This window comes from Streptomyces sp. ME19-01-6 (assembly GCF_033793745.1).
In the GTDB taxonomy this organism is placed as follows: domain Bacteria; phylum Actinomycetota; class Actinomycetes; order Streptomycetales; family Streptomycetaceae; genus Streptomyces.
The window spans coordinates 49,964-65,272 of the sequence record NZ_JARAXF010000024.1 but is presented as its reverse complement, the minus strand read 5'-3'; the positions used below and the strand labels follow the sequence as shown (position 1 = coordinate 65,272).

General features: G+C 70.0%; 15 protein-coding genes and 4 tRNA genes. 8 read left to right on the top strand and 11 right to left on the bottom strand.

All coding sequences use genetic code 11. The features are described from left to right. Positions 1-63: 63 nt before the first annotated feature. The 6 genes from PV419_RS37580 to PV419_RS37555 all read right to left on the bottom strand — a co-directional run bounded on the left by PV419_RS37580 (position 64) and on the right by PV419_RS37555 (position 2,793). Complete coding sequence (locus PV419_RS37580; protein ID WP_319696704.1) at positions 64-876, bottom strand: ABC transporter permease; 813 nt, start codon at positions 874-876, stop codon at positions 64-66. After that, a complete protein-coding gene (locus PV419_RS37575) occupies positions 873-1,853 on the bottom strand; it encodes an ABC transporter ATP-binding protein (protein ID WP_319696703.1) in 981 nt (326 codons plus the stop codon). The genes PV419_RS37580 and PV419_RS37575 overlap by 4 nt, the downstream gene beginning before the upstream one ends. Positions 1,854-1,999: 146 nt before the next feature. Continuing rightward, a tRNA-Gly gene (locus PV419_RS37570) sits at positions 2,000-2,075 on the bottom strand. A gap of 78 nt (positions 2,076-2,153) precedes the next feature. Then, a tRNA-Gly gene (locus PV419_RS37565) sits at positions 2,154-2,225 on the bottom strand. An 80-nt stretch (positions 2,226-2,305) separates the two neighbouring features. Beyond that, positions 2,306-2,377: transfer RNA gene (locus tag PV419_RS37560), tRNA-Gly, on the bottom strand. Between the two features lie 98 nt (positions 2,378-2,475). Beyond that, positions 2,476-2,793: an Lsr2 family protein gene (locus PV419_RS37555; protein WP_319696702.1), complete on the bottom strand. Its 318-nt coding sequence runs from the start codon at positions 2,791-2,793 to the stop codon at positions 2,476-2,478. A 301-nt stretch (positions 2,794-3,094) separates the two neighbouring features. Here PV419_RS37555 and purS point away from each other — a divergent pair, with 301 nt between their 5' ends. The 3 genes from purS (at position 3,095) to purL (ending at position 6,400) form a co-directional block, all read left to right on the top strand. Next, entirely contained in the window at positions 3,095-3,388 is a 294-nt protein-coding gene (gene purS, locus PV419_RS37550) for a phosphoribosylformylglycinamidine synthase subunit PurS (RefSeq protein WP_319696700.1), read from the top strand. Continuing rightward, the gene (gene purQ / locus PV419_RS37545) at positions 3,385-4,065 is read left to right on the top strand and encodes a phosphoribosylformylglycinamidine synthase subunit PurQ (protein ID WP_319696686.1); all 681 of its coding nucleotides are present in this window, start codon (positions 3,385-3,387) and stop codon (positions 4,063-4,065) included. Before purS ends, purQ begins: the two co-directional genes overlap by 4 nt. An 85-nt stretch (positions 4,066-4,150) precedes the next feature. Then, the gene (purL, locus tag PV419_RS37540) at positions 4,151-6,400 is read left to right on the top strand and encodes a phosphoribosylformylglycinamidine synthase subunit PurL (protein WP_319696679.1); all 2,250 of its coding nucleotides are present in this window, start codon (positions 4,151-4,153) and stop codon (positions 6,398-6,400) included. A 56-nt stretch (positions 6,401-6,456) separates the two neighbouring features. On the opposite strand, the gene PV419_RS37535 is transcribed toward purL, so the two are convergent. Then, a complete protein-coding gene (locus tag PV419_RS37535) occupies positions 6,457-6,852 on the bottom strand; it encodes a nuclear transport factor 2 family protein (protein ID WP_319696674.1) in 396 nt (131 codons plus the stop codon). Between the two features lie 124 nt (positions 6,853-6,976). On the opposite strand from PV419_RS37535, the gene PV419_RS37530 reads away from it, so the two are divergent. The 3 genes from PV419_RS37530 (at position 6,977) to purM (ending at position 10,728) form a co-directional block, all read left to right on the top strand. Then, on the top strand, positions 6,977-7,765 hold the full coding sequence (locus tag PV419_RS37530) for a maleylpyruvate isomerase family mycothiol-dependent enzyme (protein WP_319696667.1): 789 nt from the start codon (positions 6,977-6,979) through the stop codon (positions 7,763-7,765). 151 nt (positions 7,766-7,916) lie between these two features. Next, positions 7,917-9,476 carry an amidophosphoribosyltransferase gene (gene purF / locus PV419_RS37525; protein ID WP_319696660.1) on the top strand — a complete coding sequence of 520 codons (1,560 nt, stop codon included), beginning with the start codon at positions 7,917-7,919 and terminating at the stop codon, positions 9,474-9,476. A gap of 169 nt (positions 9,477-9,645) precedes the next feature. Next, positions 9,646-10,728 carry a phosphoribosylformylglycinamidine cyclo-ligase gene (gene purM / locus PV419_RS37520; protein WP_319696655.1) on the top strand — a complete coding sequence of 361 codons (1,083 nt, stop codon included), beginning with the start codon at positions 9,646-9,648 and terminating at the stop codon, positions 10,726-10,728. 118 nt (positions 10,729-10,846) lie between these two features. Here the strand turns inward: purM and PV419_RS37515 are convergent, their stop codons facing one another. Both PV419_RS37515 and PV419_RS37510 read right to left on the bottom strand, forming a co-directional pair. Continuing rightward, positions 10,847-11,107: a DUF3073 domain-containing protein gene (locus tag PV419_RS37515; RefSeq protein WP_319696651.1), complete on the bottom strand. Its 261-nt coding sequence runs from the start codon at positions 11,105-11,107 to the stop codon at positions 10,847-10,849. A 356-nt stretch (positions 11,108-11,463) separates the two neighbouring features. Further along, positions 11,464-12,618: a Leu/Phe/Val dehydrogenase gene (locus tag PV419_RS37510; protein ID WP_319696646.1), complete on the bottom strand. Its 1,155-nt coding sequence runs from the start codon at positions 12,616-12,618 to the stop codon at positions 11,464-11,466. A gap of 198 nt (positions 12,619-12,816) precedes the next feature. Here PV419_RS37510 and PV419_RS37505 point away from each other — a divergent pair, with 198 nt between their 5' ends. After that, positions 12,817-13,653: a hypothetical protein gene (locus PV419_RS37505; RefSeq protein ID WP_319696644.1), complete on the top strand. Its 837-nt coding sequence runs from the start codon at positions 12,817-12,819 to the stop codon at positions 13,651-13,653. Positions 13,654-14,259: 606 nt separating this feature from the next. Continuing rightward, positions 14,260-14,466 (top strand): developmental transcriptional regulator BldC, encoded by a 207-nt coding sequence (gene bldC, locus PV419_RS37500; protein WP_003949541.1) that lies wholly within the window; start codon positions 14,260-14,262, stop codon positions 14,464-14,466. A gap of 429 nt (positions 14,467-14,895) precedes the next feature. Here bldC and PV419_RS37495 read toward each other — a convergent pair whose 3' ends face one another. Both PV419_RS37495 and PV419_RS37490 read right to left on the bottom strand, forming a co-directional pair. Beyond that, positions 14,896-15,090, bottom strand: coding sequence for a DUF6274 family protein (locus PV419_RS37495; RefSeq protein WP_319696642.1), 195 nt, complete (start codon positions 15,088-15,090; stop codon positions 14,896-14,898). 118 nt (positions 15,091-15,208) lie between these two features. Beyond that, positions 15,209-15,283 (bottom strand) — tRNA-Asp (locus PV419_RS37490). Positions 15,284-15,309 lie beyond the last annotated feature (26 nt).

Genomic DNA, 15,309 nt, shown 5'->3' with positions numbered 1-15,309 from the left:
ACTGCGCCGCTTCCATCGGCGTATCACCAACCCCGTCCCTCCCCCTCGGTCCCTGGAGACCGGTCAGCGCCGCGGTTCCCAGGGGAACCGCCGGCGTACGGTCCACCCTGCCAGGGCCGTCCAGGCCGCCGCCGTGGCCAGGGCCTTCAGCGCCTCGCCCGCGCCCATCCCGCCGGTCCACCCGGCCCGTACGAGGTCGACCACCGGGGTCAGCGGCGCCCATTCGCACACCGCCGCCACCCGGTCCGGCATGACGTCGAGCGGCACGAACAGACCCGAGGCCAGCATCGACACCAGCATCATCGGCATGGGGGTGAGCTGGGCTGACTCGGCGGTTTTGGTGAAGGCAGCGGTCGCGGCGGCCAGCGCGGCCATCAGGACCAGACCGGCCGCCACCCCGAGCACGGCCAGATGCGGCGCCTCGGGCACCGGCGCGTTAAGCGTCGGGCCCACCGCGGCGACCATCAGCACACACTGCACCAGCCCCATCAGCACGGCGGGGAGCGCCGCCCCGGCGAGGATCTCCGGGTCGGTCAGCTCCCCGGCGCGCAGCCGCTTGAGGACCAGCTCCTCGCGCCGGATGACGTAGACGCCCACCAGATTCATATAGACGGCGAGGACCAGCGCCAGGCCGATCGAGCCGGGGAGGACCAGCGTGGCCAGGGACAGACCGGCCTGGTCGAGGTCGATGTCGCTGGTGAAGGTGGTCATGCTGAGGGTGAGCGAGCCGGGCAGCAGCAGGGCGTAGGTCAGCGCGGCCTTGTTCCGTACGAGCAGCGTCAGTTCGGCCCGGGCGAGGGAGGCGACGCGGGCGCGCGCGGTCGTGGTGCCGGGCTTGGCGGTCGTCGTGGCGCTGGTGGTGTGCGTCGTGGTCATCGGGCGTTCCCCTCCGCCGTTTCGGTCTTCTCCAGGCCCTGGGCGATATGCAGAAACGCCTCCTCCAGCGACGCCGACCGGGCGTCGAGCCCGCCGAGTTCGAGCCCCTTGTCCCGCGCCCACATCAGCACCTCGGTCGCTGTGCGCTGCAGGTCCCGGGTGCGCAGCCGTACCGTCCGCCCGTCCGTCTCGCGCTCGGCGGCGCCGAGCGCTGCGAGCGAGGGCAGGTCGGTGGCCGAGAAGGGGGCCGGGAGCGCGAAGGAGAGCTGCGAGGGTCGCTCGGCCACGATGTCCGCGACCCGCCCGGAGGCGGCGATCCGCCCCTCGTGCATGATCGCGAGCCGGTCGGCCAGCGCCTCGGCCTCTTCCAGGTAGTGCGTGGTCAGCAGCACCGTGGTGCCCTGGTCGCGCAGCGCGCGCACCAGCTCCCAGGTCTCGCGCCGCCCCTCCGCGTCAAGGCCGGTCGTCGGCTCGTCGAGGAAGAGCACATCCGGGCGGCCGAGCAGCGCGAGCGCCAGGTCCAGGCGGCGCCGCTCCCCGCCGGAGAGCATCTTGACCCGTACGTCCCGGCGCCGGGCGAGGCCCACCAGCGCCAGGGCCTCGCCGACGGGCCGCGCCCCGCTGGTGCACCCGGCCCACAGCCGTACGGTCTCGCTCACGGTCAGCTCGGACGGGAAGCCCCCCTCCTGCAGCATCACCCCGATCCGCGGCCGGACCTCGGCCCGCTCGCGGTACGGGTCACGGCCCAGCACCCGCACCCGGCCGCCGGTCGGGGCGGCCAGGCCTTCCAGCAGCTCGACGGTGGAGGTCTTCCCGGCGCCGTTCGTGCCCAGCAGGGCGAACAGCTCGCCGTGCTCCACCGAGAAGGAGACGCCGCGCACGGCCTCGAAGCCCTGGGCCGACGAGGGGCCGTACCTGCGCCGAAGTTCTGTGACGTCTATCGCGCTGTCGCGCAGCGCACTGTCCCCGAGATCCATGTCTCCAGGCTTCCGGCGTCCGCGGGGCGCGGGTAGTGCGGGCTGTCATGGGCCCGGATGACAAATGTCAGCAGGACGGGGCCGCGCGACCATAAGGCCACAAAAGCCTGAAGGCGCCGGTCGATTCGACCGGCGCCTTCAGGCTATGGAGCGGACGACGAGATTCGAACTCGCGACCCTCACCTTGGCAAGGTGATGCTCTACCAACTGAGCCACGTCCGCATGCATCCGACTGGCTTTCACCAACCGGCGCGACCATCACTCTACCTCATCCACCGGAGTGGTCGAGATGACGATGAGAGCGGGTGACAGGGATCGCACACTGCGCCTCCCCCTTGGAAAGGGGGCGCTCTACTACTGAGCTACACCCGCGTGGCATCCGATCGACTCGCGCCGATCGGCGTGTCCATCACCCTACTCGATCCACTGGAGTGGTTCGGCAAGGGGATGAGAGCGGGTGACAGGGATTGCACACTGCGCCTCCCTCTTGGAAAGAGGGCGCTCTACTACTGAGCTACACCCGCGTGTTCCTCGGGGTTTTGCCTCTCGGCCTCGCCCCTCGGCGTGATCCAGACTCTAGCGGATCACCAGGGTGGGTATGCAACTCGGTGGTGGGGACCGCTCAGTTCGATGCGTTGAACGCCTCGTAGACCTTCTTGGGGATCCGGCCGCGCGGCGGGACCTCCATGCCGTGCGACCGCGCCCAGGCGCGGACCGCGGCCGGGTCGGGGGCGATGGAGGTGCGGCGGTAGGCCTTGCCGGAGCGGGACCGCTTGCGGCCCGCTTCCACGTAGGGTTCGAGAAGGCCGCGGAGTTTCGTCGCATTGGCAGCGTTGAGGTCGATCTCGTACGCCTTGCCGTCAAGTCCGAACGAGACCGTCTCCTGCGCCTGACCGCCGTCGATGTCGTCGGAGAGCGTGACTACTACGCGCTGCGCCACGGGATATCGGTCCTTTCGGGCTGCATCGATGCGTTGACGTGCAAAGATGGCAGCTGTCCTGTTGTTAGTGAACAATGCTTTTTCATTTGTACAGCGGCGGGCAATGCATTGTGAAGCCCCGCTAATTCTGCCCGCGTGTCACGCCACAATCGGGACCATACGTTTTTCCTGGAACTTTCCCCAGTGGATGCTGCCGCCGATGCTTAAACGTGACGCAAGGCGTGCCTTATCTACCCGCGTAGACTTTTCTGCGGGGTACGCTGGCGTCACCGCCTTACGCACCAGCACCACACCACCGGGAGTGCCAGTGGCACGCGTCGTAGTCGACGTCATGCTCAAGCCGGAGATCCTCGACCCCCAGGGACAGGCGGTGCAGCGCGCGCTGCCCCGTCTCGGTTTCGAGGGGATCGCCGACGTCCGTCAGGGCAAGCGCTTTGAACTCGAGGTGGAGGGCCCGGTCGACGACGCCGCCCTCGCCCGCATCCGCGAGATCGCGGAGACCTTCCTCGCCAACACCGTGATCGAGGACTTCACCGTGCGCGTCGAGGCCGACCGGGCCGCCGAGGCCGCGCTCGCCGCGAAGGCGGAGTCGTGACCGCACGCGTCGGAGTCATCACCTTCCCCGGCACGCTCGACGACCGCGACACCCAGCGCGCGGTCCGGGTCGCCGGGCTGGAGGCCGTGCCGCTGTGGCACCGCGACAAGGACCTCAAGCAGGTCGACGCGGTCGTGCTGCCGGGGGGCTTCTCCTATGGCGACTATCTGCGGGCCGGAGCGATCTCCCGCTTCTCCCCGGTAATGGAGTCGGTGATCGAGCAGGCGAAGGCGGGCATGCCCGTACTTGGCATCTGCAATGGTTTCCAGGTTCTCACCGAGACTCATCTTCTGCCCGGTGCGATGCTGCGGAACAACCATCTGCACTTCATCTGCCGTGATCAGAAGTTGCGAGTGGAAAACGCCGAGACCGCCTGGACCCGCTCCTACGAGCAGGGTCAGGAGATCAACATCCCGCTCAAGAACATCGACGGCCGCTATGTGGCCGACGAGCGGGTTCTCGATGAACTCGAAGCGGAGGGCCGTGTGGTCTTCCGTTACGTCGGCTTCAATCCGAATGGCTCGCTGCGCGACATCGCCGGGATCACCAACGAGGCGGGCAATGTCGTCGGCCTCATGCCGCACCCCGAGCACGCCGTCGAGCCGCTGATCGGCACCGGCCGCACCGACGGGCTCGGATTCTTCACCTCGATCCTCAAGAAGCTGGTCGACGCATGAGCCTCGATACCGGAACAGCCGAGGGAGCGACTGAGCGCCCCAGCACGCGACCACAGATCCACATCGCGCGAAGGAGCGACCGAGCGTGACCCTCGACACAGTCAAGCACGCCGCGCAGACCCCGGACGTCCAGCAGCCCTGGGCCGAGCTCGGCCTCAAGCAGGACGAGTACGAGCGCGTCCGCGCCATCCTCGGCCGCCGCCCGACCGGCGCCGAGCTGGCCATGTACTCCGTCATGTGGTCCGAGCACTGCTCGTACAAGTCGAGCAAGGTCCATCTGCGGCAGTTCGGCGAGAAGGCCCCCGCGAACGACGCGCTGCTCGTCGGCATCGGCGAGAACGCGGGCGTGGTCGACGTCGGCCAGGGCTATGCGGTCACCTTCAAGGTCGAGTCGCACAACCACCCCTCCTACATCGAGCCCTACCAGGGCGCGGCCACCGGCGTGGGCGGCATCGTCCGCGACATCCTCGCCATGGGCGCCCGCCCGGTCGCCGTGGTGGACCCGCTGCGCTTCGGCGCCGCCGACCACCCCGACACCAAGCGGGTGCTGCCCGGCGTGGTCGCGGGCATCGGCGGCTACGGCAACTGCCTGGGCCTGCCCAACATCGGCGGCGAGGTCGTCTTCGACGCCTGCTACCAGGGCAACCCGCTGGTCAACGCGGGCTGCGTGGGTGTCATGAAGCACGAGGACATCCACCTCGCCAAGGCCTCGGGCGCGGGCAACAAGGTCATCCTCTACGGCGCACGCACCGGCGGCGACGGCATCGGCGGCGTATCTGTACTGGCCTCCGAGACCTTCGACGATACAAAGCCGACGAAGCGCCCCGCCGTCCAGGTCGGCGACCCCTTCCAGGAGAAGCTGCTCATCGAGTGCACCCTGGAGATCTTCAAGGAGGACCTGGTCGCCGGCATCCAGGACCTCGGCGGCGCCGGGCTCTCCTGTGCCACCAGCGAACTGGCCTCGGCCGGCTCCGGCGGCATGCGGGTCGAGCTGGACACCGTGCCGCTGCGCGACGCGACCCTTTCGCCCGAGGAGATCCTCATGAGCGAGTCGCAGGAACGCATGTGCGCGATCGTCGAGCCCGGCAAGGTCGACCGCTTCCTGGAGATCTGCGAGAAGTGGGACGTCATCGCCACCGTCATCGGTGAGGTCACCGACGGCGAGCGGCTGGAGATCTTCTGGCACGGCGAGCAGATCGTCGACGTCCCGCCGCGCACGGTCGCCCATGAGGGCCCGGTGTACGAGCGCCCGTACGCCAGGCCGGAGTGGCAGGACGCCCTCCAGGCCGACGACGCGGGCAAGCTGCCGCGCCCGGCGACCCCCGCGGAACTGCGCGAGCAGGTCCTCAAGGTCGTCTCGTCCCCGAACCAGGCGTCGAAGTCGTGGATCACCGACCAGTACGACCGCTTCGTCCAGGGCAACACGGTCCTCGCCCAGCCCGAGGATGCCGGCATGGTCCGCATCGACGAGGAGACCGGTCTCGGCGTCGCGATCGCCACGGACGGCAACGGCCGCTACGCCAAGCTCGACCCGTACGCGGGCGCGCAGCTCGCGCTCGCCGAGGCGTACCGGAATGTCGCCGCCTCCGGCGCCAAGCCGCTGGCGATCTCCGACTGCCTGAACTTCGGCTCGCCCGAGGACCCGGGGGTCATGTGGCAGTTCGCGGAGGCCACCCGTGGGCTGGCCGACGGCTGTCTGACCCTGGGCACCCCGGTCACCGGCGGCAATGTCTCCCTCTACAACCAGACCGGGGACGTGGCCATCCACCCGACGCCGGTCGTCGCCGTCCTCGGCGTGATCGACGATGTGGCGCGCCGCACCCCGATCGGCTTCGCGGACGAGGGCCATCTGCTGTACCTGCTCGGCGACACCGAGGAGGAGTTCGGCGGCTCGGCCTGGTCGCAGACCGTCCATGACCACCTCGGCGGGCTGCCGCCGCGGGTGGACCTGGAGCGTGAGCGGCTGCTGGGCGAGATCCTGATCTCGGCCTCGCGCGACGGCATGGTCGACGCGGCGCACGACCTGTCCGACGGCGGTCTGATCCAGGCCCTCGTCGAGTCGTGCCTGCGCGGCGGCACGGGCGCCCGGATCGTTGTGCCCGACGGGATGGACCCCTTCGTCTTCCTGCTGTCGGAGTCGGCGGGCCGGGCCGTGGTGGCCGTTCCGCGCAGCGAGGAGGTCCGCTTCAACGACATGTGCGGGGCGCGGGGGCTTCCGGCGGCCCGGATCGGTGTGGTGGACGGGGACGCGATCGACGTCCAGGGCCAGTTCAGCATCCCGCTGACGGAGCTCAAGGAGGCCCACGAGGCGACGATCCCGGGTCTGCTCGCCTGACCCGTACGAACTGGACCCCGTTCCCTGCCGTCACACAGGGAGCGGGGCCGTCTCGTTCAGCGCCAGAACTCGTTCGCGACGTCGATGTCCTCGTGGCACTCGTCGATGTCGCTGATCTTCCCGCCGACGATGGTGAAGAACAGGCCTTCCTTCATGTCGAGGCTGCGGCCTTCACGCTCCGCACGGCACCGGTGGGCGGAGATCACGTGCCCGCGCCCGTCGGCCAGCAGTGTGTCCAGTTCGACCCGCAGCGTGCCGCCGGTGTCGTCGTAGTTACGGCGGTACAGCTGGATGCAGGCCTCACGGCCCTTGTGATGGCCGGATATGGAGCTCTCACCCGGGACGTGGTGCGTCACGTCGCCGGTCATCAGCTCCGCCAAGGCGTCCATGTCGCCGCGCGTGAACCTGTCGTACGCACGGCGGACCAGAGTGCAATCCGGGTGCTCAGCCATGGCGTTTCACGCCTTTCGTGCTGACTTGTCTTGCCTTCCTTCCATCCTGTGCCGCCGCCCCCGGGCTGTCCATGCTTCTCGGGGCTTCTCGGGGCTTCTCGGGGCTCCTCGGTAAGCTCGCCGCATGCCTTCCCGTGCCCGCGCCCGCACCTATGACCTGGCCAAGACGCGCGCGGCCGTGACCGCGCAGTTCGAGCACGTACGGGACGCGGTGCGCGGCCTGGACGAGGAGCGGCTGGGCGCGCCGACCCGGCTCGGGAGCTGGACGGTCCGCGAGCTGGTCGCGCATCTGTCGATGGCCGTGGGGGCGGTCGGCCGCCACCTGGAGCAGCCCCCGCCGCCCGCGCGGGAGGTCACCGCCACCGGCTGGGCGGCCGCGACGGCCGCGCTCGGCGAGGACATCGATGAGGACACCCGCGCGCTGGCGGCGAGCGCCGAGCCGGCCGAGCTGCTGGACCGGGCCGCCGTGCGCTTCGCCGAGCTCGTGCCCGAGGCCCCCGGCGACCGGCTGCTGGCGGCCCGGGTGGGGGCGATACGGCTCGACGACTTCCTCGTCACACGCTGTGTCGAGCTGGTCGTACACACCGACGACCTGGCGGCCGCGCTCGGCGCCTCCCTCCCGTACGACCGCCAGGCCCTGGCCGCCGCCACGCGCCTGCTCGCCGACGCGCTCGCGGCGAAGGCGCCCGGGGGCTCGGTCGAGGTCCGCGTCCCGCCGTACGCGGTCGTGCAGTGCGTCGAGGGCCCGCGGCACACCCGCGGCACGCCCCCGAACGTCGTGGAGATGGCCCCGCTGACCTGGATCCGCCTCGCCACGGGCCGCCTGGACTGGTCCGAGGCGGTCGAGGCGGCCGAGGTCACGGCCAGTGGCGAGCGCGCCGATCTCGCCCCCCACCTGCCGATCCTGGGCTGACGGGCCGCGCCTGAGAGCGCCTGGGGCCTTGCGGAGACCTTCCAGGAAGCCCTTCCGGGGGCCTTCCTGAAGGTCTTCCGGGAATGTGACTTACGCCCCCCTCGCGGTCCCTCGTTCGGAGGCGCGCCGGAACTGGCCTAGACTCGATGACGTGCCACGTGGTGACGGACGACTCAGCCACGACCTGCTCCCCGGTGAGAAGGGCCCCCAAGACGCGTGTGGCGTCTTCGGAGTCTGGGCTCCGGGTGAAGAGGTCGCCAAACTCACCTATTTCGGGCTGTACGCACTGCAGCACCGCGGACAGGAGTCCGCGGGCATCGCGGTGAGCAACGGCTCCCAGATCCTGGTCTTCAAGGACATGGGCCTGGTCTCCCAGGTCTTCGACGAGACCTCCCTCAGCTCTCTCCAGGGCCACATCGCGGTCGGTCACGCCCGCTACTCCACCACCGGTGCCTCGGTGTGGGAGAACGCGCAGCCGACCTTCCGGGCGACCGCCCATGGCTCGATCGCGCTGGGCCACAACGGAAACCTGGTCAACACCGCCCAGCTCGCCGAGATGGTCGCGGCGCTGCCCCGGGACAACGGCCGCGCCACCCAGGTCGCCGCGACCAACGACACCGACCTGGTCACCGCCCTGCTCGCGGGGCAGGTCGACAAGGACGGCAAGGCGCTGACCGTCGAGCAGGCGGCCCCGGTCGTGCTGCCCGAAGTCAAGGGCGCTTTCAGCCTCGTCTTCATGGACGAGCAGACCCTCTACGCGGCCCGTGACCCGCAGGGCGTCCGCCCGCTGGTCCTCGGCCGTCTGGAGCGCGGCTGGGTGGTGGCCTCCGAGACCGCCGCCCTGGACATCGTCGGCGCCTCCTTCATCCGGGAGATCGAGCCCGGCGAGATGGTGGCGATCGACGAGAACGGGCTGCGTTCGACGATCTTCGCGGAGCCGCGCCCCAAGGGCTGCGTCTTCGAGTACGTCTATCTGGCCCGTCCGGACACCGACATCGCCGGGCGGAACGTCTACCTGTCCCGGGTGGAGATGGGCCGCCGGCTGGCCGCCGAGGCCCCGGCCGAGGCCGACCTGGTGATAGCCACTCCGGAGTCCGGCACCCCGGCCGCCGTGGGCTACGCGGAGGCCAGCGGGATCCCGTACGGCTCGGGGCTGGTCAAGAACTCGTACGTGGGCCGGACCTTCATCCAGCCCTCGCAGACCATCCGCCAGCTGGGTATCCGGCTCAAGCTGAACCCGCTGAAGGAGGTCATCCGGGGCAAGCGCCTGGTGGTCGTCGACGACTCGATCGTCCGCGGCAACACCCAGCGCGCGCTCGTGCGGATGCTGCGCGAGGCGGGGGCGACGGAGGTGCACATCCGCATCAGCAGCCCGCCCATCAAGTGGCCGTGCTTCTTCGGCATCGACTTCGCGACCCGCGCGGAGCTGATCGCCAACGGGCTGTCGGTCGAGGAGATCGGCAAGTCGCTGGGCGCGGACTCGCTCGCGTACATCTCCACGGACGCCATGATCGAGGCGACCACGATCGCCAAGCCGAACCTGTGCCGGGCCTGCTTCGACGGCGAGTACCCGATGGAGCTCCCGGACCCCGAGCTGCTCGGCAAGCATCTCCTGGAGGCCGAGGCGCAGGCGCCGAGCCGCACCGACGCGGACGGTGTCGCGACGCTGACCGCGGGCGTCGGCGGAGCGGACGCGCTGCGGCGTCCATAGGGCGGCTGGACGTATGGCGGCCGGCCGCAGCGGGTCGGCCGTACGTCCCCGGTGTCCCGGTCCGTCGTTCCCTGCGGGAGCCCGTCAGAGCCCGTCAGAGCCCCTCAGAGCGCGCGGAGCGCGCCGAAGAGCCCCTTTTCATCACCACCACACGAAAGATCTCAACGTCATGTCTGAGCCTTCCCCGGGCGCGGCCGGGTCCACGTACGCGAGCGCGGGCGTCGACATCGAGGCGGGCGACCGCGCGGTCGAGCTGATGAAGGAGTGGGTGAAGAAGGCCACTCGGCCCGAGGTCGTGGGCGGCCTCGGCGGCTTCTCCGGGCTCTTCGACGCCTCCGCCCTCAAGCGCTACGAGCGGCCGCTGCTGGCCTCGGCCACCGACGGGGTCGGCACGAAGGTGGACCTCGCGCGCCGGATGGGGGTCTACGACACCATCGGCCACGACCTGGTCGGCATGGTCGTGGACGACCTGGTGGTCTGTGGCGCCGAGCCGCTGTTCATGACCGACTACATCTGCGTCGGCAAGGTGCATCCGGAGCGGGTCGCCGCCATCGTCAAGGGCATCGCCGAGGGGTGCACGCTGGCGGGCTGTGCGCTGGTGGGCGGCGAGACCGCCGAGCACCCGGGGCTGCTGGGCGCCGACGAGTTCGATGTGGCCGGCGCCGGTACGGGCGTGGTCGAGGCCGACCGGGTGCTGGGCGCGGATCGCATCCGGACGGGTGACGCCGTGATCGCCATGGAGTCGTCAGGACTTCACTCGAACGGGTACTCACTCGTCCGCCATGTGCTCTTCGAGCGGGCCGGCTGGTCGCTGGACCGGGAGGTTCCGGAGCTCGGCCGGACGCTGGGGGAGGAGCTGCTGGAGCCCACCCGGATCTACTCGCTGGACTGTCTGGCCCTCACCCGGACCACCGAGGTGCACGCCTTCTCGCACATCACCGGCGGCGGGCTCGCGAACAACCTCGCGCGCGTCATCCCGGACGGGCTGCACGCGCGGGTCGACCGCTCCACCTGGACCCCGGGCCCGGTTTTCGGCCTGGTCGGGACGGCCGGCTCGGTCGAGCGGGCGGAGCTGGAGAAGACCCTGAACATGGGCGTCGGCATGATCGCCGTCGTGCCCGGGGAGTCGGTCGACGTGGCGCTGGCCACGCTCGCGGACCGCGGCGTCGGCGCCTGGGTCAGCGGCGAGATCGTCGAGCGGACCGCCGAGCACGCCGGGGCCGTGTCCATGATCGGCGACTACGCGAGCTGACCATGGCTTGGGCGGCAGCGGCTGCGCGGACAGCACAGAAGCCGGTCCGAGGCGAGTGCCCCGGACCGGCGGAGGTGCGGCTCGCAGCCGAGCGCCTGAGACGACCTGAAATGAATGGTCAGGCGCGACGACGCTGCGCGGACGGCCCCGACTGCTCGTCGGCGTCGTCCTCGTCTCCGTCGTCGTTGTACAGATCCGCGTACTGTGCGTACGGGTCGTTGTCCAGCTCATCGTCCTCGAACTGCTCGCCATTCGGCGGCTGGCTCGGTTGCGATGCGCCCAGCTCCTCGGCCAGGCGTGAGAGATCCGTCCCACCGCTGTTGTACTTCAGCTGGCGGGCGACCTTCGTCTGCTTGGCCTTGGCCCGGCCGCGCCCCATGGCTCGACCCCCTCAACGACGGGGCTCGACGGCCCCAGAGTCTTGACACGCGTTCACGTTCACAATTCGGAGCGGACTCTCGAAGGAGAACCCGGCCCGTAGGGCTTTAACGGTACCTGCTTCTGTGGCCATACGGTACGTCGCCCGCATGACGTGCCACGCCGCACAACCCGCGGACAGCCCCGAACCCGCTGGTCAGCTGCGATTTTAACGTGTCCCGGACGCCGACCCGCCGACGGGCCGTGAGGGATCTCTCCCTGATGGCCCCGTACGGCCCCGTCTGCGTCCCGTGAGCGCCCCGTGCGGCGCCGCCGGGCCCCGGCGCGGCACGAGGCCGTGCGGGGCCCGGTACGCCTTCAGGCGTGGCGCCCCTCCGCCATGCGATGTTCGGCCAGCCGGTCGGCGGCCGCGGCGGGCGGGATTCCGTCGGCCTGTGCCCGATCGAATATGGCCAGCGTCGTGTCGAAGATCTTGGCCGCCTTGGCCTTGGCCCGGTCGAAGTCGAAACCGTGCAGTTCGTCCGCGACCTGGATCACACCGCCGGCGTTCACCACGTAGTCCGGGGCGTAGAGGATTCCCCGGTCGGCGAGGTCCTTCTCGACTCCGGGGTGCGCCAGCTGGTTGTTGGCGGCCCCGCACACCACGCGCGCGGTCAGCGCGGGCACGGTGGCGTCGTCGAGCGCGCCGCCGAGCGCGCACGGGGCGTAGACGTCGAGGTCGGCGCGGATCAGGGCGTCGGTGTCCGCGACGGCCGTTACCTGGGGGTGGCGGGCGCGGACCCGCTCGACGGACTCGGCCCGCACATCCGTGACCACGACCTCGGCGCCGTCCTCCAGCAGGTGCTCGACCAGGTGGTGGCCGACCTTGCCGACGCCCGCGATGCCGACCCGGCGGCCGCGCAGCGTGGGCGCGCCCCAGGACGCCTGGGCGCTGGCCCGCATGCCCTGGAAGACGCCGTAGGCGGTGAGGACGGAGGAGTCGCCCGCGCCGCCCGCGGAGGGGGAGCGGCCGGTGGTCCAGGGGCACTCGCGGGCGACGACGTCCATGTCGGCGACATACGTGCCGACGTCGCAGGCGGTGACGTAGCGGCCGCCGAGGGAGGCCACGAAGCGGCCGTAGGCCAGCAGCAGCTCCTCGGTCTTGATCTGCTCCGGGTCGCCGATGATCACGGCCTTGCCGCCGCCGTGGTCGAGCCCGGCCAGCGCGTTCTTGTAGGACATGCCGCGGGCGAGGTTGAGCGCGTCCAGGACGGCCGCTTCTTCGGGGTGCGTCTCGGAGGCGTAGGCGTGGAAGCGGGTGCCGCCGAGGGCCGGGCCCAGGGCGGTCGAGTGGATGGCGATGACGGCCTTCAGGCCGCTCGCCCGGTCCTGGCAGAGCAGGACCTGCTCATGGCCGCCCTGGTCGGAGGCGAAGAGCGTGGTGAGGGCGGACGAGGACCCGGGTACTGCGCTGCCCGTCGGACCGTCGACGCTGACGGTATGACGTACGTCGGTCACTGTGGTGACTCCCATATGCCGCGATGTGGACGCCCTCCTTGCTGGTGGGGAGGGCCGGTGGGCAAGAGCGTAAGCCCTTGGGGACGCCGTGGAACGGCACGGTCGTGCCGAGTCCCGACGGCGGGCGGCGAGCCCCCGGGGCGGGCGTGGGACGATGCGGGCAGCCGGGGACAAGCAGCCCCCGGCGACCGTCTCGGCCTTGAGGGAGCGCGCGTGACCCTGGCGTCATCGGTGGTTGTCCCGTACGCGGCGTACCTGAGGGTCTACGAGCCGCTGGCGGCCTTTCCCGAGCCCGAACGCTCTCACTGGGCACGTTACGCCAAGCGCGACGATCTCCCGGGCGTCCAGGACGAGCTGCGGCGCTCGCTGGCCGACCTGCTGCCGGTGCCGCCCGTGGCGGTGCCCGTGCACGAGAGCAGCGACGCCTTCGTGGCGGTCGTGGACGGCGTCACGTGCGTCTGTCCGTGGCGCACCCGGCTGCGCGGCTGGCTGGCCCTGGAGGAGCTCACCGAGCGGCTCCCGGCGCCGCTGCTGGACGCCGCGCTGCCCCCGGTGGTGCGCCGGCAGGCGGCGGCGGACTACGAACGGTGGCTGGAGCGTAATCCGGACGCCCGGCCGTGGATCAGATCGGCGACCTGGCATGTGCCGGTGCGCTGGTTCGTGCTCTTCTCGGACGACGAGCGCGAGTACGACAAGGGGGACGACGGGCCCCTGCTGCGCTACCGGACCCCCATGGTCCAGGCCAGGCGTCGAGTGGCGCGCGGCCTTAAGGTGCTCAAAGATGGTCTCGGCGAGGGTCCGCTGATCGACGGCCTGGTAGATGTTGGTCGGTGGCTCGAGGAATTCCATCCGCGTTCGCTGGTCGAGCTCGACTACGGCGGCCTGGTGCACGCGGTGCCCCTGGAGCAGCTTGACGACGACCGCTCCGCCGCCGATGTGGCGGAGGGGCTCTCGGCGCTGCGCGACGGGGACGGGGAGCGGGCGGGGAGCGCGTACCAGCGGCTGGCGGAGCGCTGGACCGCGGTCCGCGGCCGCCAGAACGCGAGCTGAGGCCGGCTGGTCCCGGCTGGACCACTGGTACGGGGACGCACGGGGAACACGGGGATGAACGGGGATACGGGGATGGCGTGGCGATGGCGCGCGTATGCGCGGGGCACCGGTAGGGCCGATAAGGCTGACAAGACCGGTATGCGGGACAGCGCGGGATGGGCGGGACGTAGGTCCCGATCCGGGCCTTTCCCTCAATCGTGACCTAAAGCACTGACTTCGGGCCTTGCGGCAATCCCCCACCCTCGTGTCAAAATAGGACAAGGAGTCCGGGAAGGGCTCCTTCCGCTCAACTATGGGCGGAATCATTGCTATTGCACTCCTTGGTGGGGTCTGTTGCCCCTGGTCCTGTTGTGACTGATCGTCACGGCCGCGTGACTGTCCGCTATGACATGGTCCATCGGCTTCCGCCGAGCTTGAACACCTGAGAGGGCAATTCCATCGGTTTGGCCGACGGGGCTGGACAGATGGTGTAGTTGTAGTGCCGAGGACAAGCCGTTCGTCCTATAACCGACTCGGCCCGCGTCCGCCATTTCGGGCAACGTGGGTCAAGGTGCAGAATTTAGAGGAAAGAACCGTGATGGTTCGGTTCTCCCGAGGAGGCCGCTCATGACCGCTCGCACCCCTGATGCCGAGCCGCTGCTGACCCCGGCTGAGGTTGCCACGATGTTCCGCGTGGACCCGAAGACGGTCACGCGGTGGGCCAAGGCAGGCAAGCTCACGTCCATCCGCACGCTCGGAGGGCACCGGCGCTACCGCGAAGCGGAGGTCCGTGCGCTTCTGGCGGGCATCCCGCAGCAGCGCAGCGAGGCCTGAACAACCGCATAACCGGGCATTTTCCGGCCCCCAGCCGGAAACCGCCTGTGCTCCACACGACTGGCGCCTGCCCCAACAGGCCCACGCCCGCTCGACATGGGTGCGTCGTCGATCGCGCTGGACTCCGCCGGGTCCAGCGCGATTTTTTTATGCCCTGATCGCGGGTCCGCCGGGGTCCGCCGAGAGCTTGGTGACTCACCGGTAACATGCCGTGGCGCGATGTTGTGAGAAGGCTGGAACGGGTGGGTGGGTCGGTCCGGAATCACCCCTTCCGGAAGCCTTGCGGACCCTTGGGTGGGCGGTGCAATTGCACATATTAAATTGACTTGTTGTAGGACGGGTGTAAGTTCCCCCATGCCGCAAGCCCATTCGGTGACTCCCGTCACACCGCACAATGCTTGTCGCGCGCTTTGTAACTGCGGTAAGGGCTTACCGAGTTGTCGCCGAGTCGCCCTCGGCCTCCGCGGAGCGGGAATCCGCCGCCGCGTCCCTCGACGGTTCCATGGCGAGCCGCAGCAGCCGATGGCAGATAGGGCAGTGCCGGGTGAAGTGGCGGTAGCCCGTGGCGGCCGCCAGATGCGCACGGAGCAGCGCCCTGGTCTCATGCCTCGCGGATGTCGTCATGAGCCCTACCTCCCGCGCGCGCCCCCATGTCGCCTTCTAGCTTGGGTACCCCTGGTACGTGCCGCCGTCAAGACACCGAAAGGCCCGGACCTCTGTGCGGTCCGGGCCTTTCGCGCTGCGGTCCTGACGGGATTTGAACCCGCGGCCTCCACCTTGACAGGGTGGCGAGCACTCCAAACTGCTCCACAGGACCATACGGCTTGCGCCGTTTGGCTGCCG